Source organism: Rhodanobacter sp. Col0626, assembly GCF_049994385.1.
In the GTDB taxonomy this organism is placed as follows: Bacteria; Pseudomonadota; Gammaproteobacteria; order Xanthomonadales; family Rhodanobacteraceae; genus Rhodanobacter.
The window spans coordinates 3,277,622-3,301,223 of record NZ_CP188260.1 but is presented as its reverse complement, the minus strand read 5'-3'; the positions used below and the strand labels follow the sequence as shown (position 1 = coordinate 3,301,223).

The 23,602-nt window shown below is 63.3% G+C and carries 18 protein-coding genes, 5 tRNA genes and 1 pseudogene; 18 read left to right on the top strand and 6 right to left on the bottom strand.

Annotated elements, in window-relative coordinates:
- The first annotated feature begins 3 nt into the window (after positions 1 to 3).
- The 8 genes from ACPPVV_RS14590 (at position 4) to ychF (ending at position 7,620) form a co-directional block, all read left to right on the top strand.
- Positions 4 to 1,761, top strand: coding sequence for a tetratricopeptide repeat protein (locus ACPPVV_RS14590; RefSeq protein ID WP_426700593.1), 1,758 nt, complete (start codon positions 4 to 6; stop codon positions 1,759 to 1,761).
- On the top strand, positions 1,758 to 2,366 hold the full coding sequence (lolB, locus tag ACPPVV_RS14585) for a lipoprotein insertase outer membrane protein LolB (protein ID WP_426700592.1): 609 nt from the start codon (positions 1,758 to 1,760) through the stop codon (positions 2,364 to 2,366). Before ACPPVV_RS14590 ends, lolB begins: the two co-directional genes overlap by 4 nt.
- A 71-nt stretch (positions 2,367 to 2,437) precedes the next feature.
- Complete coding sequence (gene ispE, locus ACPPVV_RS14580; protein ID WP_426700591.1) at positions 2,438 to 3,838, top strand: 4-(cytidine 5'-diphospho)-2-C-methyl-D-erythritol kinase; 1,401 nt, start codon at positions 2,438 to 2,440, stop codon at positions 3,836 to 3,838.
- A 91-nt stretch (positions 3,839 to 3,929) separates the two neighbouring features.
- Positions 3,930 to 4,006, top strand: a tRNA-Gln gene (locus ACPPVV_RS14575).
- A gap of 51 nt (positions 4,007 to 4,057) precedes the next feature.
- On the top strand, positions 4,058 to 4,999 hold the full coding sequence (locus tag ACPPVV_RS14570) for a ribose-phosphate diphosphokinase (protein ID WP_426703248.1): 942 nt from the start codon (positions 4,058 to 4,060) through the stop codon (positions 4,997 to 4,999).
- 113 nt (positions 5,000 to 5,112) lie between these two features.
- Entirely contained in the window at positions 5,113 to 5,811 is a 699-nt protein-coding gene (locus ACPPVV_RS14565) for a 50S ribosomal protein L25/general stress protein Ctc (protein ID WP_426700590.1), read from the top strand.
- A gap of 52 nt (positions 5,812 to 5,863) precedes the next feature.
- Positions 5,864 to 6,448, top strand: coding sequence for an aminoacyl-tRNA hydrolase (gene pth / locus ACPPVV_RS14560; RefSeq protein WP_426700589.1), 585 nt, complete (start codon positions 5,864 to 5,866; stop codon positions 6,446 to 6,448).
- Between the two features lie 83 nt (positions 6,449 to 6,531).
- The gene (gene ychF / locus ACPPVV_RS14555) at positions 6,532 to 7,620 is read left to right on the top strand and encodes a redox-regulated ATPase YchF (protein WP_426700588.1); all 1,089 of its coding nucleotides are present in this window, start codon (positions 6,532 to 6,534) and stop codon (positions 7,618 to 7,620) included.
- A 50-nt stretch (positions 7,621 to 7,670) separates the two neighbouring features.
- On the opposite strand, the gene ACPPVV_RS14550 is transcribed toward ychF, so the two are convergent.
- The 4 genes from ACPPVV_RS14550 to ACPPVV_RS14535 all read right to left on the bottom strand — a co-directional run bounded on the left by ACPPVV_RS14550 (position 7,671) and on the right by ACPPVV_RS14535 (position 14,641).
- On the bottom strand, positions 7,671 to 9,680 hold the full coding sequence (locus ACPPVV_RS14550) for a S9 family peptidase (RefSeq protein ID WP_426700587.1): 2,010 nt from the start codon (positions 9,678 to 9,680) through the stop codon (positions 7,671 to 7,673).
- A gap of 51 nt (positions 9,681 to 9,731) precedes the next feature.
- Entirely contained in the window at positions 9,732 to 12,830 is a 3,099-nt protein-coding gene (locus ACPPVV_RS14545) for a TonB-dependent receptor domain-containing protein (protein WP_426700586.1), read from the bottom strand.
- A gap of 133 nt (positions 12,831 to 12,963) precedes the next feature.
- Positions 12,964 to 14,076 carry a FecR family protein gene (locus ACPPVV_RS14540; protein ID WP_426700585.1) on the bottom strand — a complete coding sequence of 371 codons (1,113 nt, stop codon included), beginning with the start codon at positions 14,074 to 14,076 and terminating at the stop codon, positions 12,964 to 12,966.
- Entirely contained in the window at positions 14,054 to 14,641 is a 588-nt protein-coding gene (locus tag ACPPVV_RS14535) for an RNA polymerase sigma factor (RefSeq protein WP_426700584.1), read from the bottom strand. The genes ACPPVV_RS14540 and ACPPVV_RS14535 overlap by 23 nt, the downstream gene beginning before the upstream one ends.
- 70 nt (positions 14,642 to 14,711) lie before the next feature.
- Between ACPPVV_RS14535 and ACPPVV_RS14530 the strand changes: the two are divergent.
- Positions 14,712 to 15,584 (top strand): annotated as a pseudogene (locus ACPPVV_RS14530) (cyanophycinase); the annotation flags it as partial.
- A gap of 234 nt (positions 15,585 to 15,818) precedes the next feature.
- Positions 15,819 to 16,832, top strand: a complete 1,014-nt coding sequence (locus tag ACPPVV_RS14525; RefSeq protein ID WP_426703247.1) for an isoaspartyl peptidase/L-asparaginase family protein — start codon at positions 15,819 to 15,821, stop codon at positions 16,830 to 16,832.
- A gap of 21 nt (positions 16,833 to 16,853) precedes the next feature.
- On the opposite strand, the gene ACPPVV_RS14520 is transcribed toward ACPPVV_RS14525, so the two are convergent.
- Both ACPPVV_RS14520 and ACPPVV_RS14515 read right to left on the bottom strand, forming a co-directional pair.
- Positions 16,854 to 17,249, bottom strand: a complete 396-nt coding sequence (locus ACPPVV_RS14520; RefSeq protein ID WP_426700583.1) for an STAS domain-containing protein — start codon at positions 17,247 to 17,249, stop codon at positions 16,854 to 16,856.
- Positions 17,246 to 19,561 carry a SpoIIE family protein phosphatase gene (locus ACPPVV_RS14515; RefSeq protein ID WP_426700582.1) on the bottom strand — a complete coding sequence of 772 codons (2,316 nt, stop codon included), beginning with the start codon at positions 19,559 to 19,561 and terminating at the stop codon, positions 17,246 to 17,248. Before ACPPVV_RS14515 ends, ACPPVV_RS14520 begins: the two co-directional genes overlap by 4 nt.
- 154 nt (positions 19,562 to 19,715) lie before the next feature.
- Between ACPPVV_RS14515 and ACPPVV_RS14510 the strand changes: the two genes are divergently transcribed.
- From ACPPVV_RS14510 to nusG, 8 genes are all read left to right on the top strand, one after another.
- Positions 19,716 to 20,204 carry an acyl-CoA thioesterase gene (locus ACPPVV_RS14510; RefSeq protein WP_426700581.1) on the top strand — a complete coding sequence of 163 codons (489 nt, stop codon included), beginning with the start codon at positions 19,716 to 19,718 and terminating at the stop codon, positions 20,202 to 20,204.
- A 104-nt stretch (positions 20,205 to 20,308) separates the two neighbouring features.
- A tRNA-Tyr gene (locus ACPPVV_RS14505) sits at positions 20,309 to 20,394 on the top strand.
- 209 nt (positions 20,395 to 20,603) lie between these two features.
- Positions 20,604 to 20,677 (top strand) — tRNA-Gly (locus ACPPVV_RS14500).
- A gap of 122 nt (positions 20,678 to 20,799) precedes the next feature.
- A tRNA-Thr gene (locus tag ACPPVV_RS14495) sits at positions 20,800 to 20,875 on the top strand.
- A 76-nt stretch (positions 20,876 to 20,951) separates the two neighbouring features.
- Positions 20,952 to 22,142 carry an elongation factor Tu gene (gene tuf, locus ACPPVV_RS14490; protein WP_426700571.1) on the top strand — a complete coding sequence of 397 codons (1,191 nt, stop codon included), beginning with the start codon at positions 20,952 to 20,954 and terminating at the stop codon, positions 22,140 to 22,142.
- A 144-nt stretch (positions 22,143 to 22,286) separates the two neighbouring features.
- Positions 22,287 to 22,362: transfer RNA gene (locus ACPPVV_RS14485), tRNA-Trp, on the top strand.
- Between the two features lie 79 nt (positions 22,363 to 22,441).
- On the top strand, positions 22,442 to 22,837 hold the full coding sequence (gene secE / locus ACPPVV_RS14480; RefSeq protein ID WP_426700580.1) for a preprotein translocase subunit SecE: 396 nt from the start codon (positions 22,442 to 22,444) through the stop codon (positions 22,835 to 22,837).
- Positions 22,838 to 22,844: 7 nt separating this feature from the next.
- On the top strand, positions 22,845 to 23,405 hold the full coding sequence (gene nusG / locus ACPPVV_RS14475; RefSeq protein WP_426700579.1) for a transcription termination/antitermination protein NusG: 561 nt from the start codon (positions 22,845 to 22,847) through the stop codon (positions 23,403 to 23,405).
- Positions 23,406 to 23,602: the final 197 nt, after the last annotated feature.

Genomic DNA, 23,602 nt, shown 5'->3' with positions numbered 1-23,602 from the left:
GACATGTGGATGGACAGTAGTGTGCGGAGCGGGGCGGGCAAGTTCAAGCAACTGCGGCATTTTACGGCAGTCACGGGCTTGGCGCTGGCATTGGCTGCCTGTGCCGGCACGTCATCCAGGCCCACCGAGAAAACAACAGGCACCGCCCAGCCCCTGGCGCATCTGGTGGTGGCCACGCCGGACACCGATCACGACGTGATGGCGCAGTTGCTGGCCGGCGAAATGGCGCTCAACCATACCGACCTGAAAGCCGCGTCCGGCCATTACGACAAGGCGATGGCCCTGAGCAACGACCCCAAGGTGGCCGAGCGCGCAGCGGATCTGGCGATCGCCGTGCACGATGAGGCCGCCGCCCAGCGTGCGCTGGATCGCTGGCAGGCGCTGGGTGCCAGGCCGGCCGAAATGGCTCAGGCGAGGGCGCAACTGGCGCTGGATCGCGGCGACGCCGTCGAGGCGCGGCATCAGCTGGAATTGTTGATCGGCAGCGGCGACAAGGACGCCTGGCGTCTGTTCGGCCGTGTGCTGGTCGCCGCCCGCGATCAGGCCCAGGCGGCCCGTCTGCTCGAAGCACTGGCTACGCCGCAGCGTCTGCCCAGCGATGCGCAGGCATGGTTGGCGATGAGCGAGTTGGGCGACAAGTTCGGTCGTCACGCCTACGCCGGGCAGATCGCCGACGCGGCGATGCGGCGCTTCAAGAGCGCCGAAACCTATGCCTGGGCGGCGCAGATGAAGTTCAAGGACGGCGACAAGGATGGCGCCCGCGCATTGCTGCAGAAGGCGCTGGCGAAAGATCCGAAAAATCCCCGCCTGCGGCTCGTCTATGCCGGCGTGCTCAGCCAGGCCGGTGATTACGCCGGTGCAAGCGGGGTGCTGGAACACGGTCCGCAGAACGCCGATATCTATGCCCTGCGCGCAGGACTCGCCGCTCATGACCGAAACGAAAAGGCCCTGGCCGGGCTTTACCGGGAATTGAAGCAGGCTGCGCCCGAGACACGCGAAACCAGCGCTTACCTGCTCGGTCAGCTGGCCGAGATGCAGCACCTCGATGCCGAGGCGCTGGCATGGTACGAACAGGTGGGCGATAACGATCCGCACGCTTTCGACGCCGATTTGCGCTGCGCGATGCTCCTGCACGAGCAGGGCAAGCGCGCCGAAGCACACCAGCTGCTGGAACAACTTCAAGTGGATTCGCTGGATCAGCCTGCCCAGTTGCGCCAGGCCTGGCAGGTCGATGCCGAGTTGTACCTGAGCGAGCACAACTACGCGAAAGCCGAGGCGGCATTCAGCCATGCATTGCAGGTGGTGCCGGACGATCCGGGGCTGCTGTATGGCCGCGGTCTGGTTTATGCGGAGGCCGGTCAGATCGATCTGGCGGTGAAGGATTTCCAGCAGCTGCTGAAACTCAAGCCCGGTGACATCGACGCCAGCAATGCGCTCGGTTACACCCTGGCAGATGCAAATCGCGACCTGCCCGAAGCCGAACGGCTGATCGGCATCGCCCGTGCGGCCAAGCCGGGCGATCCGGCCATCGCCGATTCGTGGGGCTGGCTGCAGTACCGCATGGGTCACCTGGACCAGGCGGCGCAAAGCCTGCAGGCGGCATGGCTGGCGCGCAAGGACGCCGATGTCGGCGTGCACCTGGGCGAGGTGTTGTGGAAGCAGGGACGCAAGCAGGACGCGCAACGCATCTTCGACGAGGTACGCAAACTCGATCCGCACAGCAGCAACCTGCAGGCCACGCTGAAGCGGTTGCAGCCATGAAATTGACCTTGCGCTTTTTCGCCGTTGCCTTGCCGCTGTTGCTGGCTGCGTGTGTGCCGCAAACGGTGCGCATGAAGGGCGACGCCGGCTTGCTCAACGCACAGGTGGCCCGCGAGCAGGCACTGGCCCATGTCGATCACTGGATGTTGCAGGGCCGGCTGGGTATCTCCAACGGCAAGGATGGCGGCAGCGGCAGTTTCAGCTGGACGCAAAAAGGCGAGCAGTATGAATTCGTGCTGCGTGGGCCGGCCATCAGTGGCATGGATTTCCGGCTCAGCGGCGGACCGGACGGCGCATTGCTGGAAGGCCTGAAAGGGGGACCGTTGCGTGGCCCCGATGCCGAGGCGCTGATGCGCAAGGCGCTCGGCTGGGAAGTGCCGCTGGGCGATCTGCGGGCCTGGGTGCTGGGCTTGCGCGCCGATAGTGGCCCGGCCGATCTGAGTTTTGGCGAAAACCGCCTGCCTTCACTGCTGCAACAGGACGGCTGGACGGTCGATTACCGCGCATGGGACAGCACGCGGCAGCCGCCGTTGCCGACGAAGGTGTATGCCGGCAAGCCACCGTACACGGTGAAGCTGGCGATCGAGTCGTGGCAGTTTCAGTAAGAGCGCCTGAGTAGGTTAGGCTTTGCGCCCCTTGGATGGCTGCATGGCCATCGCGTGAGTCCGGAACCTGAATGTCCTTCCCGATCGAACGAGCGGAGCCAAGTCACGTCGATGCCTTGTGCGCGATCGAGCGCAAGGCCGTGCAGCTTTTTCGTGGCCATCCGGCATGGAATAGCTATGCCGCGCTGTCGATCCCGCCGGAATTGCTGCTGCAGGGCATCACCCGTGGCCTGGTCTGGGTTGCATTGAACGAAGCGGCTGCGCCGGTCGGTTTTGTCTGGCTGGATACGGAAATGGAAGCCGACATCATCGGCATCGCCGAGATCGACGTGCTGCCGGAGTACGGCCAGCGCGGAATCGGTGCAGCCTTGCTGGAACATGCCTGCGCCTGGGCGAGTGCGGCGGGGTATCGGCGGGTGGGCCTGGGCACGCTCTCCGATGTGCGCTGGAATGCGCCGTTCTACGCGAAACACGGCTTTGCCGTGGTGGACAAGGACGATCCCGCATTTGCCTTCGCGCGACAGCGCGACCGTGAAAACGGCTTCCCCGACTCGTTGCGCGTGTTCATGAATCGGTGGCTGTCGCTGCCCGGGCCGGATGCCTGGACGGTGTGGCCGGCGCCGGCCAAGCTGAACCTGTTCCTACGAATCATCGGCCGAAGGCCCGACGGTTATCACGAGCTGCAGACGGTGTTCCGCCTGCTCGACTGGGGTGACGAGATCCGGCTGCGCCTGCGCCGCGACGGCGCGGTCCGCCGGCTGAACGCGGTGCCGGGTGTGCCGGAGGCTGCCGATCTGGTGGTTCGTGCCGCACGGTTGCTGCAGGAACGGGCCGGTGCGTCATCGGGCGTGGACATCGTGTTGGAAAAACGCATCCCGATGGGTGGTGGCCTCGGTGGTGGCAGTTCCGACGCGGCGACCGTGCTGGTGGCGCTGAACCAGTTGTGGCAGCTGGATCTGGACGAGGATGCGCTGGCCGAGTTGGGCCGTGAGCTCGGTGCCGACGTACCGGTGTTCGTGCGCGGCCGTTCCGCCTGGGCCGAAGGCGTCGGTGAGCGGCTTAGCCCACTGACCTTGCCTCCGCGCCATTATGTGGTGGTCGATCCGCAGGAGCTGGTGCCTACCGCGGTGCTTTTTCAAGCGTCTGAATTGACACGAAATGCCCCGCGGGCGACAATTTCATCCTTTGCTTCCGGCGAAACGACGGAAAACGCCTTTGTGCCGGTAGTGCGTGCGCGACACCCGCGGGTGGCCGCCGCGCTGGACTGGCTGGGCGGCTTCGGTCAGGCGCGACTCTCCGGCAGCGGCGGTTGCGTGTTTCTGGAATTGAGATCATTCGACCGGGCCGCGGCAATTGCCGCGCAATGTCCGGCGACATTCACGGCGCATGTCGCCACGGGTGTCGACATGTCACCCTTGCAGGATGCGTTGGTGCGCCACCGGGGCGCGGATCGGGCAACACAGGCAGGCTGACGACCATGGGGTCGTCGACGAAACGGATCGGCGCGGGCAGATACAGGCACGAGCGAAGACAACGGCGCAAGCCAAAAAACAAACTATTTACTGGGGCGTCGCCAAGCTGGTTAAGGCACGGGATTTTGATTCCCGCATGCGCAGGTTCGAATCCTGCCGCCCCAGCCATTTCATGATGGCTTTTGTTTCGAGGTAATCACTGTGGACACGTCCACCCCGATGATGCTGTTTACCGGTAACGCACATCGTGCCCTGGCCGAAGATGTCGCCCATCGCCTGGGCGTGCCGCTGGGCAAGGCGCAGGTCGGCACGTTCAGCGACGGCGAAGTGCAGATAGAGATCGAGGAAAACGTCCGCAGGCAGGAAGTGTTCGTGTTGCAGCCCACCGGCGCACCGAGCGCGGTGAACCTGTTCGAGCTGCTGGCGCTGACCGACGCGCTGAAGCGTGCCTCGGCGGCCAGTGTCACCGCGGTGATCCCGTATTTCGGCTATGCCCGGCAGGATCGCCGGCCGCGTTCGGCACGCGTGCCGATCACCGCCAAGCTGGCAGCCCGGATGATCGGCGCCGCAGGCGTCGACCGGGTGCTGACGGTGGACCTGCATGCCGACCAGATCCAGGGTTTCTTCGATATCCCGGTCGACAACGTGTACGCCTCGCCGGTGCTGCTGGCCGATATCTGGCGCAGCCATAGCATGGACGACCTGATCGTGGTCAGTCCGGACGTGGGCGGCGTGGTGCGTGCCCGCGCGATCGCCAAGCGGCTGGACGACGCCGACCTGGCGATCATCGACAAACGCCGGCCGCGTGCGAACGTATCGACCGTGATGAACATCATCGGCGACGTGGAAGGCAAGACCTGCGTCATGGTCGACGACATCGTCGATACCGCCGGTACGTTGTGTGCGGCAGCTGCTGCTCTCAAGGAGCGCGGCGCCCGCAAGGTGGTTGCCTACTGCGTGCACCCGGTGTTGTCGGGTGCGGCGATCAGCAACATCGAAGGCTCCCAGCTCGACCAGCTGGTGGTTACCAACACCTTGCCGCTGCGCCCGGAAGTGCAGGCCTGCGCCAAGATCCGCCAGCTCTCGGTCGCCGAGCTGCTGGCCGAAACCATTCGCCGCATCGCCTTTGGCGAGTCGGTGAGTTCGTTGTACGTGGATTGATTCACTGATTTCGCCGTGGCGGCTCTGTCGCGCGGCAACACCGGCTTTTCTGGTCGCGGAAAAGTCATGCAACTGCCGCGAGGCGGTTCTTCAAAAACCAAGGTAGTAACGAAATGTCCAAGACTCATGAAATCAAGGCGCAAAGCCGCAAGGACGAGGGGAAAGGTGCGAGCCGCCGCCTGCGTCATGCTGCTTATGTGCCGGCCGTTGTCTACGGTGGCGATCAGGCTCCGGAGAGCATCCAGATCGAGCACAACACCATCCTGCTTGCCGCCAAGAACGAGTGGTTTTTCTCCTCGATTCTCGACCTGAACGTCGACGGCAAGGTGCAGAAAGTGCTGGTGCGCGACTGGCAGAAGCATCCGTTCAAGCAGTTGATGATGCACATGGATTTCCTGCGCATCGACGAGAACGCCAAGGTGCGCGTGAACGTGCCGCTGCACTTCCTCAACCAGGAAACGTCGACGGCCGGCAAGACCTCCGGCGTGGTGATCTCGCACAACCTGACCGAAGTGGAAGTTTCCTGCCTGCCGAAGGACCTGCCCGAGTTCATCGAGCTGGATCTTGGCGCGCTCCAGGCCGGCGACATCATTCACCTGTCGCAGCTGAAGCTGCCGGCGAATGTCGAATTGCCCGCGCTGCAGCTGGGTGAGGATCACGATATCCCGGTGGTCACCGTGAACGTGGTCAAGGAAAGCGCGGCGGACGCTGCCGAGGACGCGGCAGCCGAGGCGGAAGCCGAGGCCAACAAGGCCGCTGCTGCCAAGCCGGCCGCCAAGTCAGCTGCCAAGCCGGCGGGCGACAAGAAGTAAGTCGTGTGGTCCCGCGCCCGACACGGGTGCGGGACCACGTGGCTGGTCGTTCATGGCTGGATTGCGACTCATTGTCGGGCTGGGCAATCCCGGCGCCGAATATCTCCGAACCCGGCACAACGCCGGGTTCTGGCTAGTGGATGCCCTGGCCAGCAGTCAGGGCGAGCGCTTCGCCTTCGACGGCAAGCTGCACGGTGAGAGCTGCCGCGTGCGCCTCGGCGGCCAACCGGTCTGGCTGCTCAAGCCGGCCACCTTCATGAACAAGAGCGGCATCGCCGTGGTCTCGGCGTTGCGCTACTACAAGATCGAACCGGACGAGTGTCTGGTCGCGCACGACGATCTGGATCTGCCTGCGGGCACCGTGCGGATGAAGTTCGACGGCGGTCATGGCGGCCAGAACGGGCTGCGCGACATCATGAGCCACCTCGGCCATGGCAAGTTCCATCGACTGCGCGTGGGCATCGGCCATCCCGGCCATCGCGATCAGGTCACGCCGTGGGTGCTGGGTCGTGCGTCGGCGCAGGACGAGAACGCGATCCTCGACGGCATCGGTCGCGCGCTGGACGTGCTGCCGCTGGCGGTGGACGGCCAGTTCGAGAAAGCGATGCAACAGCTGCACACAAGCCAGGATTCGTAATTCGTGATTCGTGATTTGTCAAAAGCCTGGCGAATCCCGCTCTTCCGAATCACGACTCCCCAATCCCGAATCCCGGAGTTCAAATGGGCATCAAATGCGGCATCGTCGGTCTGCCCAACGTCGGCAAGTCCACCCTGTTCAACGCGCTGACCAAGGCCGGTATCGCGGCGGCGAATTTTCCGTTCTGCACGATCGAACCGAACGTGGGTGTGGTGCCGGTGCCGGATCCGCGGTTGACCGCGCTGGCCGGGATCGTCAATCCGCAGAAAGTGATCCCGACCGCGGTGGAGTTCGTCGACATCGCCGGGCTGGTTGCTGGCGCATCCAAGGGCGAAGGCCTGGGCAACAAGTTTCTGGCGCACATCCGCGAGGTCGATGCGATCGCCCACGTGGTGCGCTGTTTCGAGGGCGACGTGATCCACGTCGCAGGCAAGGTCGATCCGATCTCCGACATCGAGACGATCGATACCGAGCTGGCGCTGGCTGACCTGGAGTCGGTGGACAAGGCGTTGAACCGTGCCGAGCGGGCAGCCAAGGCGAACGACAAGGAAGCGCTGGCGCGGAAGCCGGTGCTGCAGAAACTATCGACCGGGCTCAACGAAGGCAAGTCCGCGCGCAGCCTGGGCCTGGATGAAGAGGAGAAGGCGCTGGTGCGCGACCTGTTCCTGCTCACCCTGAAGCCGTTGATGTACATCGCCAACGTCGCCGACGACGGTTTCGAGAACAACCCGCTGCTGGACGCGGTGCGTGCGCGTGCCGCCACCGAAGGTGCCGAGGTGGTGCCGGTGTGTGCCTCGATCGAAGAGGAAATGGCGCAGCTGGATGACGCCGACCGCGACGAGTTCCTGAAGGACATGGGCCTGGACGAGCCAGGCCTGAACCGGGTGATCCGCGCCGGTTACAAGCTGCTCGACCTGCAGACCTATTTCACCGCCGGAGTGAAGGAAGTGCGCGCGTGGCAGTTGCGGCGCGGCTCCAGTGCGCCGCAGGCGGCTGGAGTGATCCACAGCGACTTCGAAAAGGGTTTTATCCGCGCCGAGACGATCGGTTACGACGACTTCATCCAGTACAAGGGCGAAGCCGGCGCCGGTGCAGCCGGACGGCTGCGCAAGGAAGGCAAGGAATACATCGTCAAGGACGGCGATGTGCTGCACTTCCTGTTCAACGTTTAAGGATCATGCGCCGCGGTTTCTGACCTCCGTGGCGCAACAGGGCTCGTCTGTCACTTGAGGTGTTTTTCCATCCATTCCACCCAGCGGCGGTAAACGTCGCTGACCTGCACGAGGTCGTGTGGCAGGTGCGATGTTTCGGGATAGGCGTAGAACTCGACGGTTACGCCGTTGTCGCGCAGCCCGTGGTACCACTCCTCGGCGTTCACCAGCGGCACGTTCGAATCCATCACGTCACCCATGATCAGGGTCGGCGCCTTGACGTTCCGCACGTAGTTGATCGGCGACTGCGCACGCCAGATGTCCCAGCCGTCATTCGTCCATGGCGATGAGCCGAACAGGAAAGCATCGCCCTCCTGGTAATAGGAGATGCTGTAATCCATCAGCCAGTCAACGACAGGCGCGCCGGCGACCGCCGCTTTCCACACGTCATAATGGCTGGTGAGCCAGGCCGTCATGAAGCCGCCATAGGACCAGCCGCTCACGCCGATGCGGCTCTCGTCCACCATGCCGAGCTTCTCCACCGCCGCGAGACCGGCCATCACGTCCTTGCCCGGGCCGTCGCCCGTGTTGCGGTAAATGGCGTGCTGGTACGCGTCGCCCAGATTGGTGCTGCCGCGATAGTTAGGCTGGAACACCAGGAAGCCGGCGGCGGCCAGCAGTTGCGCCAGCCGCTGGAAACCCGCGTTGGAAGAGATCGTGGGGCCGCCATGGATCACCAGTACCAGTGGATACTTGCGGCCTCGCCGATAACCGACCGGGTAGACGAGTACGCCGTCTTCGCGAAAACCGTCCGGGCCTATCCATTCGATGGATTCCGTGCGGCCCAGGTCGAGACTGTCCGTGAAGGCGTTCACGTTGGTGAGCCGGCGTGGCTTGGCGTTCACGGAATCCAGGACGTACAGCTCGGAGGGGTGGTTCGCCGTGGTGCCGATGAATGCGATGGCGCCGGTTCGGGCGACACTCATGCTGGTCGTGTTGTTGCTCGTCGTGGTGCCCAGGCCGTCGTTTGCCTCCACGTCGCCGAGATCGAGCAGCCGGGCTTTGCCCGGCAACGGCTGCTCCCACAGCACCGTATGCGTGCCCAGTGCGCCGGCGGTCACCAACGTCCGGCCGTCCGGCATCCAGAGGTAGTTGCTGAAATGGCGCGCCAGTGCCGCCGTCGCATCGTAGGTCTTGCCGCCGATGTTTACGTACACCGCGTCGCCATTGTTCTGGTCGCCGTTGCGCGGTCGCAAGAACGCATAAGCGTCGCCCGTCGGCGCGAATTCGACATGGTCCGAGGTCTGTTCGGAAACCAGCGTCTGCATGTCGCCGCTGGCGACATCCACTTCGGCGATGACGGAATGAAATCCCGACGCCCAATGCACGCCAGGAATCCTGGTGAACGCAATGCGCTTGCCGTCGCGACTCCACGCGGGTGTCGTCGTGCCGCCCTGGTCGGTGCCGAGGCTGAATTCGCCATGGGTCAGTCGCGTAGCTTTCCCGCCTGCGGCCGGTGCCACCCATAGCTGCCAGGGCGCTACATCCTTGGTCAACAGGAAATGGCCGTTGGTGACCTGAAACACCTTGTTGTGCGCCTTGATGGCTTCCGCGTGGAGCGCCGGATCCTGCGCGATGAAGGCGATGCGTTTCCCGTCCGGACTCCAGGCATAGTCATCCACGCCCTGCGTGTTGTCGGTCGCGCGCCATGTGCGGCGACCGTTCATCGTCATCACGAAGATCTGGGTCTTCTTCGTTCCCGGGTCTTTTGCCAGGAACGCCAGGTGCCTGCCGTCGGGCGACCAGCGCGGCGAGGAAAGGCTTTCGTGGCCTTTGATGAGCGTACGGCGTGTGCCGTGCGCTGCATCGACCAGGTCGATCTCGGTCCGGGCCTTGTCCGCCTTCCAGTCCGGCGTGGACACGATCACGGCGATTTCTTTTCCGTCCGGTGAAATCTGCGGGTCGTGCAGGGACACGAGCTTCTGCAGGTCGCTCAACTGGAAAACCGGTGCTGCTGCCGCCGCCGTCGTGGAGTAGGCCAGAAAGCAGGCTAGCAGCACGGCGTAGCGTACGGCTCTCATGGGTGTCCGCCGCACGAGATGCCGTTCAAGGCATCTCGCGGAAGCGCCGGTTCATTCACTGTGGCTGCCCAGCTTCATGTTCGCTTCGAGGAAGAAGGAGCGGCCGACCGGGCTATTCCAGGGTATGTAGTAATACGGGTAGCTGGTCCAGGTAGGGTCACGCCGCGGCTTGGCGTCGAACAGGTTGTCGATGACCAGCGACAGGCTGAAGTTTTTTGTGATGCTGTAGCCGAGGGTCGCGTTGTAGTTGAAGGACGGGGCGAGGCGCAGGGTGCCGTCGTAATTCGGTATGCCGCCTAGGCGGGAGCCATACAACGTGGCGCTGAAATCGTGGTAGATCCATGTCAACGACGCGTTGGCCTTGGTGCGCGGGATCAGGTAGTAGTAGATGTCGGTCATTTCGTTGTCGACCGGCGAATCGGGTGAGAGCTTCGTCCTGTGCATGATCACGTAGGTCGCGCCGACGTGGAAGTCGAACTTGCCGAACCAGTCGGTGGCCAGGCGGTAGTGCGCGTCGAAGTCGACACCCGAGGTGTGATCCGATGCGGCGTTGATCGGAAGCACCAGTACCGAGGTGATGCCGTTCGGGTTGTAGGCTGCGGTCGGCGAATTGCGCACGACCTGACTCTGGACTTGCTGGCAGAACGATGAATTGCCGTCCACCGGCGCGCCGGTGGCGTCCACGCCAAGCCGGCAATCGGCCTCCTCGCGCAGGACCTTGTCGCTGTCCTGGTATTCGACCTCGTTGCTCACTTTGATGTTGTAGTAGTCGGCGCTGAAATCCAGGTTGGGTGTCGGCGAATAGACGATGCCGTAGGTGAGGGATTTGCTGGTTTCATCCTTCAGCGCGGTACTGCCGTGGCTGCGCCCGTTGAAATCGACGCCGCCGTTGCTGCAATTGTCGTAGTAGTCCGGGCCGCTGTCCGGTTCATCGCGGCGGCACAGGTAATAGTCCGTGCCGCTGGAACTGGAACCGCTGTCGCCGGCATAGAGATAGGCAAGATCGGGTGCGCGGAAGCCCGTGCCGAGCGAGCCGCGCAACAGCAACGTCTTGAACGGGCGATATTCGAAACCCAGCGCATAGGTGCCCTTGCCCGATGCGTTGGTGCCGTATTCGTATCTGTCGTAGCGACCCGCGGCAGTGACTGTCAGTTGCGAGAACACCGGCACGCTGAATTCCACGCCGAGCCCGGAGTGGTCGCGCGAACCGACCGCGACGGCGTTGTGCAGGCCGTAATAGCTGCCATCGAGCGAGAGCGGGTCGGGCTTCAGGCCGAAGTACTGGTTGCCGTATTCGGCCACGGCGGCGAAACCGACCGGGCCCGCCGGCAGGTGGAACAGTTCGGTGTTGCTCAGGGTCAGGGACCAGTCCTCGGAACGGCTCTTGTCGTTGTCGATGGAGTCCTGGGTGATGGAACGGAACTGCGCCACCGTAAGCGGCGTGTAAAAGCGGCTGATCGGCGCGTTGTAGATCTGGTAACCACTGTCCGGATCGACACCCAGCGACGGCCCCAGGTACAAGGCCTGCGCCTTGGCGGCGATCAGTGCCGGCCATTTGCTCTTGAGCTGGTTTTGCGAGTGGCCGAACGATGCCTCGTAATCCCACTGGTCGTCCTGGCCGAAACTGCCCTTGATGCCGGTGGTCAACGACAGCGTGTTGTTGATGTTGCGGATTTCTCCGGGCTTGAGGCCGCCATTCTCCTCAAGCGTGAAATAGTTGCGTTCCCACTGTTCAACCTGGCCGGTCGCCTGGTTGTAAAACGGCGTGGGCGAGCAATCGCCGTTGAGCTTCTCGCAGTTCAGCCACTTCAAGGACGTGTTGTAACTGTCCTGGTGGGACGTTCCGGCCAGCACGTCAAGGAACAGGTCCATGTGATCGTTGACGTGGAAGGTGGCCGAACCGAAGAAGTTGGCGGACTTGCGCCCGTTCTCCAGCGTGCCGTAGTCAAGGTCGTCGTAGCTTCCGCAGTAGTAGCCGGGTCCGCCGTTGTTGTCGGGCGCATATCCGGAACGCGATGCATAGAAAACCGAACCCTGATCCAGATGGGACAAGTTGTTGCAGGTGGCCCTGCCCGGATCGAGGTAATTCCCGTTGATGTCCTGGCGAACGAACGTATGGCCGGCCACGATATCGGAAGGATCGGCCGGACTGTCCAGGCGCGAGTCGGTGAAATTGCGCTGGTAGTCCCATATCGGTTTGGCTTCGTAGAGTTCCAGGCCGAACACCGAGTCGAACTTGCCCTTCGAGAAGCCGCTGCTTATCTGCAGCCGTTGTGAGCTGCCGCCGCCGTGCTGGGTGTCGCCGGCGCGGTAATCGATGGTGGTGCCGTCGGCCTTTTTCTTCAGGATGAAATTGATCACGCCCGACATCGCGTCGGATCCGTAGATCGCCGACGCGCTGCCGCTCAGGATTTCCACGCGGTCGATCAGCGACGTCGGCAGATTGGAAATGTCGGTGAAGTTGCTGTTGCCATCGTAAGCTTGCGGGTAGTCGGCGATGCGCCGGCCATTGACCAGCACCAGCGTGTGGTTGGGGCCGAGTCCACGCAGATCGACGGCCTGCGCGCCCGGCGAGAAACCATCGGTGCTCTGGTTGTTGTCGAGTGCGCCGAGATTCTGGGTGAGCGAGGTCATCACGTCAGAAACGTTGGCGAAGCCCTTGTTGGCGATGTCCTGCGCGGTGATGGTCGTGACGGGAGCTGGCCCCTCGATCTGCGAGCGTGGAATGCGTGAGCCGGTCACCAAGACCGCCTGCAGTTTGGTGGCCGATGCCGGGACGGCATTGCCGGTTGCAGGGCGGTTCGTCGATGTCGAGCGGGATGATGGCGGGGGAGTGCCTGGGCCATCGCCCTTCACGATCACCATGGCACCGGAGGCATCGTGATGGACCGTGAAGCCGCTGCCGCTGAGCAGTCGTTTCAGGGCGTCGTCGGTCGACAGCGAACCGCTGACCCCGCGCGTGTGCAGGCCGCGAAGCTGATCCGCCTGATAGATGAATTGCGCGCCGGACTGGCGGGCCAGGCTGTCGAGTGCGCTGACGAGATCCCCGGCAGGAATGTTGACGGGTCGGGCCGCATCGGTTTGCGCGTAAGCAGCGACGGATAACGAGCAGGCCAAAGCGAGCACGGTGGTGCGGAACGATCGGATCATGGTCACCCTCTCCCCAGAGGTGGCGCGCACGATGGCGCCATTGTTTAACGTGACGAACGTATGTCGAAAATCCCGCCTGTCGGTTTCCCCCTGCGTGCTGCGGCGTTCTGCTGCCGATGAAACGCGGCCTCGACTATCGACGCTTCAGCACGATGGTGTCGTTGCCGTACACGGCGCGAACCGGAAAGGCCTGCTCCAGCAGCCGTACGAACGTGTCCGCATTGGACCAGCGGAAATTGCCGCCGACCTGCAGGTTGCCGATCGAGGCGTCGCCGATGACGATCTTGCGGATGTTGTAGCGATTGAATTCCGCCGCGGCTGAAGCCAGCGGCGTGTCGTGGAAGGAGATGAACCCGCTGCGCCAGTTGAGCATTTCCTCCGCGTGCTGCATCGAACCCGAACTCAACACGACACCCGCGTCGCTGGCCAGCGCGATACTTCCGGCCGGCAGCAGGGTGGTAGGCAACCGGCGTCCATCCGGTCCGTTGTCCGATTCCAGCCGGACCACGCCCTGGGTCACGATGACGCGCAGGTCGGCGGCATCGCGGCGCACGTCGTAACGCGTGCCGACGGCAATCGCACGGCGATCACCGGCACTGACCACGAACGGCCGGCTGGCATCCTTGGCGACCTTGAAGAACGCCTCACCTTGTTGCAGGTCGATGAGGCGTTCGTTGCGGGAGAGCGTGACCAGGATGCGACTGTCGCTGCTCAGCGTGATCACCGAGCCGTCGGGCAATGACACGTCCTGCAAACCACCGATGGCGGTGCGGTACGAGGTCTGTTCCACCGCCGAGTAGTGGCGCCAACCCCAGGACAGCGACGCAAGCACGACCAGTGAAAGGCCGGCGGCAGCATAGCGGAGCAGCTTGCGCGGATGGTTCGTCGATGGCTTGCGTGCGGTGTGCGATGAGGAACGCGAACGATGTCCCGCATCGGCTCCCGCCCACGCGGAGAGCTCGTCATGGGTTCCGGATTCGGGTGGGGCCGTGCGCGATTCGGCACCGGGCACCAACCCCCACGCTCCCCGGCTTGGCACGTTTCCAGCGGGCACGCCGGCGCCCAGCGCCTTCAGGCGGTCGCTTTGTCGCCAGGCGGCATCCAGGCGCAGATACGCCACGCGGTGCGCGATGGATTCATGCAGCCATGCGTCCAGCTGTACCTGGTCGTGCGTGGACCACCCATCTCCGTCGCGCCTTGCCAGCCACGCGGAGGCGGCCAGCTCAATCTGCCTGCTGCTGGCCATGGCCCTCTCCACGATCGGCATCCGCTGCCCCACGTCTTCGCGCACGATGCGTATGGCCACCGCCGTAGAAATATTCCGCGATCAGTCGCATGCCTTTGGCCACCTGCTTTTCCACTGTCTTCTCGCCGATACCCATGCGTAACGCCACTTCCTTCTGCGGGAGCTCTTCCACCCTGCGCAGCCAGACTACCTGGCGACAGCGGTCGGGCAGGCGATCGAATGCTTCGGTCAGGCGTTTCAGTTCCTGGCGAGCGCTCAGCCGGCGTTCCGGTGATATCTCATCTACCAAGACGTTCAGCGCGTCCAGATCACCCACGGCATCGATCGAAACGACGCGCGCGCGACGCAGTCGATCGGTCATCAGGTGCCGCGCGGTGGTGAACATGAAGGACTTCGGCATCGCCGGACGTGCCTTCGCGGCGGCCTCGTAGACGCGCATGTAGATATCCTGGCGCAGGTCGTGGATCTCATCGCGCCAATGCCAACTAAGCGACAAATAGCGCATCAGCGCGCGCTCGTGCACGAGAATTTCGCGTATGAACCAGTGGTCGAGAGAGTCGTTCACGCCGCGACATTAACGCCAAAACACGACGCAATGACAGCGTTGTGACATCCGGAGCATCGCCTGTCATTCGATGCACGCGGCGGATGGGGGAAATGTGCTGCTCGTTCGTCACGACCATAGGCACTACGCACTATCGATCGCGCGGCGGCAGCCAGGAATTTCACCGCGCCTCCCTTTCGACGGACTTCGACCGATGATCTCGCCCCGCCATTCGCAGCATGTCATTTGCACCGGTTTTTTGTTTCTGCTCTCGCTGAGTTTGCTCATCGCATCCAGCTCGGCTGCAGCAGCATCACCGGATCCCGCGGCCGTTCGTCATGGCTACGAGTACTACCAGATCGGAAACCTGAAGACGTCGACACCCGGCCATACCGAGGCGGCGCTGATGCTGATGGGTGGTGGCAAGTGGCCGCACAAGGCGTTCGCCTGGTTCGCCGCCAAGGGCGGGCATGGCCACTTCGTGATACTCCGCGCCTCCGGCGAGGACGACATGCAGAGGGAGCTCTATACCGAGGTCGGTGGCGTGGCGTCGGTACAGACGCTGGTGTTCCACAACCGCGAGGCAGCCAGCGATCCACAGGTGCTGGAGATCGTGCGGCATGCCGATGGCATCTTCATCGCCGGCGGCGACCAGTCCAACTACGTGAATTTCTGGAAGGGCACGCCATTGAACGTGGCGCTGAACCAGCACGTGGAGCATGGCAAGCCGATCGGCGGCACCAGTGCGGGCCTCGCCATTCTCGGTGCGTACGCCTACGGCGCGATGGACGGTGGCAGCATCACCTCGAAGGAGGCGATGCGCGATCCGCTGGGCAAGGCGATGACCCTGGTGGGCGATTTCATGCACCTGCCCAACATGCAGCGCGTGATCACCGACACCCACTTCCACGTTCGCGATCGGCTCGGGCGACTGATCTCGTTCGTCGCCAATCTGCGCCATGCGGGCCACGCCGATGTCGTTGGCCTTGGCGTGGATCAGGACGCGGCGTTGTGCGTCGATGGCCATGGCATCGGTCGGCTGTTCACGATCAACAACGGTTTCGCGTGGCTGGTGCAGCCGAAGGGCGCGCCGGACCGGATCGAAGCCGGCAAGCCGCTCGATTATCTCGGGACGCGCATCACCGGCGTGGGTACGCAAAGCCGCATCGACCTGGATGACTTCAAAGTCAGCCGGCCAGTGTTCGAAGCCATCGCCGATGTTCGCGACGGCGAGCTGACCGTGCGCGGCGAGCACGCGCCGGTACTGGTCATCCACGGCGGAGCGGGCGTTGAGCGCGCAAGCATGACGCCGCAGATCGAAGCCGGGGCGCGTGCCGCATTGGAACTCGCATTGCGCAAGGGCTACGCGGAGCTCAAGGCCGGCAAGGCTGCGACTGACGCGGTGACGGCAGCGATTACCGTGCTTGAGGACGATCCGCTCTTCAATGCCGGCAAGGGTGCTGTGTTCACCCATGACGGCAAGAACGAACTGGACGCCTCGATCATGGACGGTTCGACGCTGGCTGCTGGTGCGGTGGCAGGAGTCCATCGCGTGAAAAATCCGATCCTGCTGGCGCGAGCCGTGATGGATCATTCGCCGCACGTGATGATGGTCGGCAACGGTGCGCAGACGTTTGCCACGGAACAGGGATTCAAGCTGGTGGATCCGTCGTATTTCCGCACCGAACGGCGCTGGCAGGAACTGCAGAAAGCCTTGAAGGACGATGCCGACGGCGTGTCGCTCACGGAGCGGCTGATGGCGCTCAAGCATTTTGGTACCGTCGGCGCGCTTGCACGCGACAGCGAAGGCAGGCTCGCCGCGGCCACCTCGACCGGCGGCATGACCGACAAACGTTACGGGCGCGTCGGTGACTCGCCGATCATCGGGGCGGGGACGTACGCCGATGAGTCCTGCGCCGTGTCAGGCACGGGCTGGGGCGAGTACTACATTCGCGTTTCGGCCGCGCGAGAAATCTGCATGCGCATGGCGGACCTGCACGAATCCGCTGAGCAGGCCGGCAAGGCCGTCATCAACGACGAGATACCGCAGATGGGCGGCGATGGCGGTGCGATCATCCTCGGCGCCGATGGCGGCGTGGCGATGCCGTTCAACACCGAAGGCATGTACCGCGGCTGGATCGGCGCCGATGGCGTGCCGCATGTGGCGATCTACGACAACGATCCGCTGGCCCTGCCCGGGCCGATGCGCTGATCGCGGAGGACGCCGCGCCGATCAGGCGTCGATGCTGTCGTCACCCTCGGTGATTTGTCGCTGTATGCGGTCCAGGTAGGCGTCGAGTTCCTGTGAGCTGGTGAATACCTCGTTCACCGGCACGGCCTTGACGATGTCGAATACCTTGCGCACCTGCGGCTGCGGATTCAGCAACAGCGCGTGGCCGCCACGGCCACGCATGCTCTTGCGGATCTTGGCGAAGCTGCGCAAGCCGGCACTGCTGACGTATTCCAGGCCGGTCAGGTCGATCACCACGGTGCCGTCATCGGTGAGCTGCGGCAGCAAAACGAGCATCGCCTCATCGAGCTCGCCGAAGGTCATGGCGTCGAGCCGGCCACCGACCTGCACGACGACCCGATCGGGTGCGAGGAATTCACTGTGCAGGCTAAGTGTCATGATGAAGATTCGTCCTGGGCCGGGTAGGTGAAGCGAAGCAGCAGGTGATTGCCTTGCGCGTCCCGTGTATAGCGCATTTCGTCGGTCATGGTGCGCGCGAGGTGGATGCCGAGGCCGCCGACTTGCTCGCGATCGGCCAGGTCGCCGGTGAGGGTGGGGGCGGCGGATTGCAACGGGTCGAAAGCGATGCCGGCGTCGATCAACTCGATCGTGACGACGCCCGGCTGGGGTTGCAGCAGCAGGCGAATCTGGCTGGCGCGGCCGTCGGGATAGCCATATTCGACCGTGTTCACCATGAGCTCTTCCAGCACCAGGCGCATGCCGCCAAGTAAGGATGCCGGGACATCGGCTTCCTGCAGCAAATGCTCGCAGCGGTCGAGCGCGGCGAAAACGTCCAGCAGCTGATTGTCCACGCATATCTCGGTGCCCGGCAGCGCGGCGCCATGCCAGGTCAGTGCCAGCAGGGTGATGTCGTCGGCCTGTGCGGCGTCCGCCACGAACCGGTCCACGTCGCCCAGCAGTCGTTCGATATAGACGGCTGTGGCGGCTGTCGGCGGGACTTGCGCGAGACTTTCCACGGTGCGTTCGATGCCATACATCTGCTGGCCGTGGTTGTTGGCTTCAGTGATGCCGTCGGTATACATCAACAGCGTCTCGCCCTGGTGCAGGCGCAGCCGGTGTTCCGGGTAGTCCGAATCTTCGTATAGCCCAAGCACCGCGCCGGTGGGGAATTCCAGCAGCTGCGGTGCGCCGCGGCCGCACAGGATCGGTGGCTCGTGTCCGGCACTGGCCAGCACCAGGCTGCCGCTGCCGGTATCCAGCAGGCCGCACAGCAGGGTGACGAACATGCAGCTGTCATTGCCGCGGCAAAGTTCGAGATTGAGCAGCCGCAACAGGTTTTGCGGCGTTTGCGCGCGTGGCGCCAGCGCCTTGGCCAAAGTGATCGTCTGCGCCATGAACAGGGCAGCCGGGATGCCCTTGTCGGAGACGTCACCGACCATCACGAAGAAACGTTCCGGATCGAGCATGAAGTAGCTGTAGAGATCGCCGCCGACCGCCCGCGCAGGTCGCAGCGCCGCGTGCAGCTCGAAGTGGGCGCAGACGGCATCGAGATAGTGTGCGTTCGGCAGCAGGCCGAGCTGGATCTGGTGGGCAATCTCCAGTTCGCTGGCGAGCCGCTGCTTTTCCCGTGCGACCCGGGCGAGATCTTCCAGGTGCAGGGCCAGCTCGCGACGCATATGGCCGAAGGATTCGGTGAGGCGGCCCACTTCGTCGGGACGGCGGGCTGGCGGCAGTTCGAAGTCGAGTTCGCCGCGGGCAACGTGTTCGGCGCGGTCGGCCAGTACGCCGAGCGGCGCCATTGTCCGGCGGATCGTCAGCAGCGTGATCAGCGCCACGCCGAGCAGGGCCAGCAAGCCCAGTGCCAGGCTCAGCAGGAAGATGTGCCGCACGCCAGCGTAGATCCGGTATTCCGGTACGGCCAGGCCCAGCCGCCAGCGGGTGCCTTCGATCGGCGCGGAATAGATCCAGATGGGACCTCGTACCTGCGAATTTTGCGCCACCGGTAGGCGCATGGTTTCGGCATGGTCGCTGGCCAGTGCGTCGAGCAGGGCTGGCGCGCCGCGTTTGCCAACCAGGTCGGGATTGTCATGCGCCAGATAATCGCCGTCGCTGTCGAGCACGAAGGCATAGGCGCCCGCCGGCTTGTCCAGATTGCCGAGTATCTGGTGCAGCCAATCGAGGGTGACATCGGCGTTGACGATGCCGATCGGATAACCATTGCGCTGAATCGCGATCGAGTAGTTGATCAGCTGGCGATGCCGCGACAGCGAAAAGAATGGTCGCTGCCAGCAGCCGCTGGCACAGCCGAGCCCGCCGAGAAACCAGTTGTTGTTCCAGTACGGATTGGGATCGTGCGACAGGTCGCGACTGGTCAGCGTGCTGTCGTCCAGCCGGTGCACAAAGGGTGAGTAGGGCGGGGCGTCCGCCGGGTTGGATGAAGGCCTGAACACGGCGGCCAGGCCATCCATGTCCAGGTTGGCAGCCAAGGTGTCCCGCAGCAGTGGCTCGGCGTCGTCCTGGCGGGTGGCAACGATCGCGGCAAGCATCTGCGCCGAGACGGCGATACGGTCGATCCGGGCCTGGATCTGGCTGCCCGCGTTGGCCGCCAGGGAAGCCGCCTCATGATGGGTGTGCTCAAGGATCTGAGCGCGGGTCAGGCCAAACAGCAAGGCACCCATGGCCGCCAGCACGACAGTGGATCCGACGAGAACCCATAGTGCCGTCCGCGACGCGATGCTGCGCAAGACCATGGACTCTCCCCTCGCCCCAGCTGACATCTAGCCATGAAGCGAGACCGGCCGCAAGCCGGTAGATCACACATCACACAGGTTTCGCTGGCACGGGGGTGAGGCAGGCAGTCGGGCATAATCACGACTTCAGATTCCGCCGACGAGATGCCCGACCATGTCCGGACAACAGCACGAAGTGACGTTCCGTTTTCTTGCCCAGCCCACCGACGTCAACTTCGGCGGCAAGGTGCATGGCGGCATGGCGATGAAATGGATCGATCAGGCGGGTTACGCCTGTGCGGTGGGCTGGAGTGGGGCCTACTGTGTCACCGCGTCGGTCAGTGGCATCCAGTTTGTGGCGCCAATCCTGATCGGCGACCTGGTCACGGTGCGGGCACGCCTGATCCACACCGGCAGGAGCAGCATGCACCTAGCGGTCGACGTGCTGGCGCGCGACCTGCGCAAGGACGAACAGCGGCTGGCAACCAGCTGCGTGATGGTTTTCGTGGCGCTGGACAGCCCGGATGGCAAGCCGACGGCGGTGCCGCCCTGGGAGCCGCGCGACGACAAAGAGCGCCAATTGCAGACACAGGCGAAGCAGCTGCTGGAATTGTCCAAGGGCATGGAGCAACTGGTCGACCTGCGCGCGGCTTCGCTGGACTGATCTTCGTCACCATATCCGCAGAAATAGTTGCTTGCGCAGGCACATTCGCCACCCTGAGGTGTTGACAGTTCCGGGCCCGATCCACACAATACGCGTTCTTTGTTGGAGGGATACCCAAGCGGCCAACGGGGGCAGACTGTAAATCTGCTGGCTCACGCCTTCGGTGGTTCGAATCCACCTCCCTCCACCAGCAAGGTATCCGCGGCAACCGTACATCGATGGCTGCCTGCGATTTGAAATGTTCGAGAGGTGGGTTTGAGCCACCGATCCGGATGAATGGTTCGACAAGATCGCAGGAGCGATTTTGCACGCGACGCGAAAGCGGCGCGGCCCGGAGGGGCGGAGGGCAGGATGCCCGGAGTAATCCACCTCCCTCCACCAGCAAGAGTTCCGCGCCGGGCGGGAGTAGTTCAATGGTAGAACATCAGTTTTCCAAACTGATTACGCGGGTTCGATTCCCGCCTTCCGCTCCATTGCGCTGCAAGTGTCAGGTGTGATCGATCGAAGCAGTCGCTGCATAGATCAAGCTTTTTTGAAGAGTTCGACAGGATGTCGGTCTGTCTTTGCCATCATGGAAGATGGCTGAAATACCTCCGCTCATGTAGCTCAGTCGGTAGAGCACTTCCTTGGTAAGGAAGAGGTCACAGGTTCGATTCCTGTTATGAGCACCATTTCATCGGCCGTCATGGTCAGCCCCGAAACGGGCAAGTTCCTTCAACTCATTGACTCCATCGGGGTTTAGCGCGCATGGCAAAGGGTAAATTCGAACGCACCAAGCCGCACGTCAACGTCGGCACGATTGGTCACGTGGATCACGGCAAGACGACGCTGACGGCTGCGCTGACGAAGGTCGGAGCGGAACGTTTCGGTGGCGAGTTCAAGGATTACAGCGCGATCGACGCGGCGCCGGAAGAGAAGGCGCGCGGCATCACGATCTCGACCGCCCACGTGGAATACGAGTCGCCGATGCGCCATTACGCGCACGTCGACTGCCCGGGCCATGCTGACTATGTGAAGAACATGATCACCGGTGCGGCGCAGATGGACGGTGCGATCCTGGTGTGCTCGGCCGCGGACGGCCCGATGCCGCAGACGCGCGAGCACATCCTGCTGTCGCGTCAGGTCGGCGTGCCGTTCATCGTGGTCTACCTGAACAAGGCGGACATGGTCGATGACGCCGAGCTGCTCGAGCTGGTCGAGATGGAAGTGCGCGAGCTGCTGTCCAAGTACGACTTCCCGGGCGACGACACCCCGATGATCCACGGTTCGGCCAAGCTGGCGCTGGAAGGCGACCAGAGCGAGATCGGCGTGCCGTCGATCATCAAGCTGGTCGATGCGCTGGACAGCTACATCCCGGAGCCGGTGCGCGTGATCGATCGCCCGTTCCTGATGCCGGTGGAAGACGTGTTCTCGATCTCCGGCCGCGGCACCGTGGTGACCGGTCGTATCGAGCGCGGCATCATCAAGGTGGGCGACGAAATCGAAGTGGTCGGTATCCGCGATACGCAGAAGACCACGGTCACCGGCGTGGAAATGTTCCGCAAGCTGCTGGATCAGGGTCAGGCGGGCGACAACGCCGGTCTGCTGCTGCGCGGCCTGAAGCGTGACGACGTGGAGCGTGGCCAGGTGTTGGCCAAGCCGGGCACGATCACCCCGCATACGGACTTCGAGGCCGAGGTGTATGTGCTGTCGAAGGACGAGGGTGGCCGTCATACGCCGTTCTTCAAGGGCTATCGCCCGCAGTTCTATTTCCGCACGACCGACGTGACGGGCGCCTGCCAGTTGCCGGAAGGCGTGGAAATGGTGATGCCGGGCGACAACGTGAAGATGGTGGTGAGCCTGATCCACCCGATCGCGATGGACGAAGGCCTGCGTTTCGCCATTCGCGAAGGCGGCCGCACCGTCGGCGCCGGCGTGGTGGCCAAGGTCATCAAGTAATTTGCTCTTAATTGAATAGTCCGGCATGGATGCCGGTTTGATCCCTGCCATCACGGAAGATGGCTGAAATAAAGTCTAAAATAAATCTCACGGGGCGAGCGGACTCAATGCCGCTCGCCGTCGTGTTTCAAGTCCAAGCCATGTACGCCAGTAGCTCAATTGGCAGAGCAGCGGTCTCCAAAACCGCAGGTTGGGGGTTCAAGTCCCTCCTGGCGTGCCACTTCCCCGAGGATCGAGACGGGTGACGATGGCAGGTCGGCCGCAAGGTCCGACGTGCTGCAGACACCGGTCACTAGCGCATGAATACCAAGGCAGAACAGCCCAAGGGCACGAACGCCGCCGATATCGGCAAGCTGGTACTGGCGGTGCTGGTGCTGGCTGCTGGCGTCTTTGCCTATTCCTGGCTCGGTCGGGACGGCAACATTTCCTCGTCGGTGCGCCTGCTTGGCGTGCTGGCTGCGCTGATTCTCGCGCTCGCGATAGCCGCGTTCACCGCGCTTGGCCGGCGGGTGCGCAACTTCATCGCCGAATCGCAGTTCGAGATGCGCAAGGTGGTCTGGCCGACCCGCGACGAGACGATCAAGACGACCGGCATCATCATTGTGGTAGTGATCGTGCTGTCGTTGCTGTTGGGTCTGATCGACCTGATCCTGAAGTCGGTCATTCTCGACTGGCTGCTGAAATTGGGTGGCTGAGGTGAGCATGAGCAAGCGTTGGTACGTGGTACACGCCTATTCGGGTTTCGAGAACCAGGTCAAGCGGTCGCTCGAAGAGCGCATCAAACGCGAGGCCATGGAAGAGAAGTTCGGCGAAGTGCTGGTGCCGACCGAAGAAGTGATCGAGATGCGCGGCGGCCAGAAGCGTCGCAGTGAGCGCAAGTTCTTTCCCGGCTACGTGCTGGTGCAGATCGAGACGAATACCGAGGGCAAGGCCCCGCGGATCGACGACGAATGCTGGCATCTGATCAAGGAAACCCCGAAGGTCATGGGTTTCATCGGCGGTACCGCCGACCGACCGTTGCCGATCAAGGACAGCGAGGCCGATGCCATCCTCAGTCGCGTGCGCGAGGGTGTCGAGAAGCCCAGGCCGAAGGTGCTGTTCGAGCCAGGTGAAATGGTGCGCGTCACCGAAGGCCCGTTCAACGATTTCAACGGCGTGGTTGAGGAAGTCAACTACGAGAAGAGTCGTTTGCGCGTAGCGGTGCTGATCTTCGGTCGTTCGACCCCGGTCGAACTTGAGTTTGGCCAGGTCGAGAAAGCCTGATCGGGCTGGCTTGACCGGTTCGCCCCGATTGCCCGTTCCGGTGGTGTTGGCACGGGGATTGCTGAAGGTCCAATAAGTCTCTATACTGCGCGGTTCACGCTGGGTCTTTTTGATCCGGCGTGCCCGCGTTTCAGGATCCGCAGGAGGCGGATCCCTTCCTTCCATCCACGGACCGGTGAACAGCGAGGAGCCGCAAG

Coding starts and splice junctions, on each gene's coding strand:
- lolB (WP_426700592.1), top strand. CDS start 1,758: ATGAAATTGACCTTGCGCTTTTTCGCCGTTGCCTTGCCGCTGTTGCTG.
- ACPPVV_RS14565 (WP_426700590.1), top strand. CDS start 5,113: ATGTCCAAGACTCATGAAATCAAGGCGCAAAGCCGCAAGGACGAGGGG.
- ispE (WP_426700591.1), top strand. CDS start 2,438: ATGTCCTTCCCGATCGAACGAGCGGAGCCAAGTCACGTCGATGCCTTG.
- ACPPVV_RS14545 (WP_426700586.1), bottom strand. CDS start 12,830: ATGATCCGATCGTTCCGCACCACCGTGCTCGCTTTGGCCTGCTCGTTA.
- ACPPVV_RS14520 (WP_426700583.1), bottom strand. CDS start 17,249: ATGACACTTAGCCTGCACAGTGAATTCCTCGCACCCGATCGGGTCGTC.
- tuf (WP_426700571.1), top strand. CDS start 20,952: ATGGCAAAGGGTAAATTCGAACGCACCAAGCCGCACGTCAACGTCGGC.
- ychF (WP_426700588.1), top strand. CDS start 6,532: ATGGGCATCAAATGCGGCATCGTCGGTCTGCCCAACGTCGGCAAGTCC.
- pth (WP_426700589.1), top strand. CDS start 5,864: ATGGCTGGATTGCGACTCATTGTCGGGCTGGGCAATCCCGGCGCCGAA.
- ACPPVV_RS14590 (WP_426700593.1), top strand. CDS start 4: ATGTGGATGGACAGTAGTGTGCGGAGCGGGGCGGGCAAGTTCAAGCAA.
- ACPPVV_RS14515 (WP_426700582.1), bottom strand. CDS start 19,561: ATGGTCTTGCGCAGCATCGCGTCGCGGACGGCACTATGGGTTCTCGTC.
- ACPPVV_RS14510 (WP_426700581.1), top strand. CDS start 19,716: ATGTCCGGACAACAGCACGAAGTGACGTTCCGTTTTCTTGCCCAGCCC.
- secE (WP_426700580.1), top strand. CDS start 22,442: ATGAATACCAAGGCAGAACAGCCCAAGGGCACGAACGCCGCCGATATC.
- ACPPVV_RS14540 (WP_426700585.1), bottom strand. CDS start 14,076: ATGGCCAGCAGCAGGCAGATTGAGCTGGCCGCCTCCGCGTGGCTGGCA.
- ACPPVV_RS14550 (WP_426700587.1), bottom strand. CDS start 9,680: ATGAGAGCCGTACGCTACGCCGTGCTGCTAGCCTGCTTTCTGGCCTAC.
- ACPPVV_RS14570 (WP_426703248.1), top strand. CDS start 4,058: ATGATGCTGTTTACCGGTAACGCACATCGTGCCCTGGCCGAAGATGTC.
- nusG (WP_426700579.1), top strand. CDS start 22,845: ATGAGCAAGCGTTGGTACGTGGTACACGCCTATTCGGGTTTCGAGAAC.